Annotated in this window: 2 protein-coding genes; both read left to right on the top strand. The window is 73.5% G+C overall.

What is annotated here, in order from left to right; genetic code table 11:
- The first annotated feature begins 138 nt into the window (after nucleotides 1–138).
- A complete protein-coding gene (locus tag DQW06_RS27410) occupies nucleotides 139–957 on the top strand; it encodes a polyprenol monophosphomannose synthase (RefSeq protein ID WP_117199573.1) in 819 nt (272 codons plus the stop codon).
- A 130-nt stretch (nucleotides 958–1087) separates the two neighbouring features.
- Nucleotides 1088–1519, top strand: a complete 432-nt coding sequence (locus DQW06_RS27405) for a hypothetical protein (protein ID WP_019608358.1) — start codon at nucleotides 1088–1090, stop codon at nucleotides 1517–1519.
- The last annotated feature ends 176 nt before the right edge of the window (nucleotides 1520–1695 follow it).

Raw genomic sequence — 1695 nt, 5'->3', positions numbered from 1 at the left:
GCAGTGAGCGGGGAGGGGAAAGGGGACTTCTCCTCTGCGAACGGAGGAAAGGACCGCGTACCCTACCGTTCACACGCGTATCCCGCGTACGCTCCGCCCGTCCCGCACCGCCCGTCCGATCCGCAGGAGCCGCCGCGCATGTCCTCCCAGCCGTCTCCCCAGCAGCCGTCCTCCCCGCCCGTGCGCGTCACCCCCGAACCCGTGGCGCTCCCCGCGCCGTGGGCCGACTCCCGGGTGACGGTGGTCGTGCCCACCTACAACGAGGCGGACAACCTCCCCGTGCTGGTGGGCCAGCTCATGGCCCTGGACCTGCCGCGGCTGCGGGTGGTGGTCGTGGACGACGGCTCCCCCGACGGCACCGGCGAGGTCGCCGACAAGCTCGCGGTCGAGTTCGCCGGACGCGTCGGCGTCGTCCACCGCACCGCCAAGGACGGCCTGGGCCGCGCCTACGTCGCTGGCATGACCCGCGCCCTGGAGGAGGGCGCCGACCACGTGGTGCAGATGGACGCCGACCTCAGCCACCCCGTGGGCTACGTTCCCCAGTTGCTCGGCACCCTGCACGCCACCAACGCGGGCGTGGTGATCGGCAGCCGCTACGTCCCCGGCGGCAGCCTGTCCGAGCGGTGGAACCTCAGCCGCCGTCTGCTGAGCGGCTGGGCCAACGCCTACGTCAAGACCGTGCTGTCCATCCCCATCCGCGACGTCACCGCGGGCTTCAAGATCTGGCGGGCCTCGGCGCTGCGCGTCCTGGACCTGCCCGGCAGCGAGAGCACCGGCTACGCCTTCCAGGTGGAGATGCACTACCGGGCCTACCGGCGCGGGCAGAAGATGGTGGAGATCCCCATCCACTTCGAGGACCGCGTCGTGGGCCAGAGCAAGCTCGACGGCTCCGTCGCGCTGGAGGCCGCCCTGCGCCCGCTGCTGCTGCGCCGCGCCGAGCGCGCCCGACGCCGGTAGCGGGGCGTTCGGCGGGGCCGCCCCCGGCCCGCCCGCCGTCCCGTGCGCCCGCCGGTGACATAGGTGTGCCGGTTTGGGGCACGGGACTAACGAGGGAAGGGGGGCGGACATGACTGAAGAGCCCTATGACGTGGACACCGACATGGGGGACGACCCCGAGCTGAGCAAGGCCGTCGCCCGGGAGCGGCGGATCGAGGCCGACTACGACATCCAGGAGTACGACTTCGAGGACCCCGACATGCCGGGGACCGACAGCTCGTCCGAGCCGCGGGGGATCGACGAGGCGGTGCGCTCCGAGCGCAGCGACCTCTACCCGCGCGAGAGCTGGGGAGGGGAGACCCGCAGCGCCGAGCAGGAGGCCATGCACGAGGAGAGCGACGACGTCACGCCCGACGTCGACGAGGGCGCGGCCGTGCGGAGCGAGCACCCCGACAGGCCCTACGAGCATCCGGCGGACACGCCCCACGGCGACCGGGACGACGAGCGCGACCGGACCACTGACACGGCGGGCTACGTTCCGGACGCCGAGGACCCCAGGGACACCGGCGCACCGGACACCTGAGGACCGCGCACTCTGAGGACTGGGCCGCCCGGGGGCACACCGTGTGAGGCGTACCGCCCGGGGCACGGCGTCCACGGCCGTTGCGCGGGATGCGGCCTCCGGCGGAGCGACCCCTGCCCGACGGGGGAGAACGCCGAGAGCGAGGGCCCCCTTCCGCCCGGAGGCGGAAGGGGGCC

Origin of the sequence: Nocardiopsis sp. TNDT3, assembly GCF_003427465.1 — a bacterium.
GTDB classification, from domain to species: domain Bacteria; phylum Actinomycetota; class Actinomycetes; order Streptosporangiales; family Streptosporangiaceae; genus Nocardiopsis; species Nocardiopsis dassonvillei.
The sequence above is the reverse complement of the archived record's forward strand: the minus strand, read 5'-3'. Positions and strand labels throughout refer to the sequence as shown.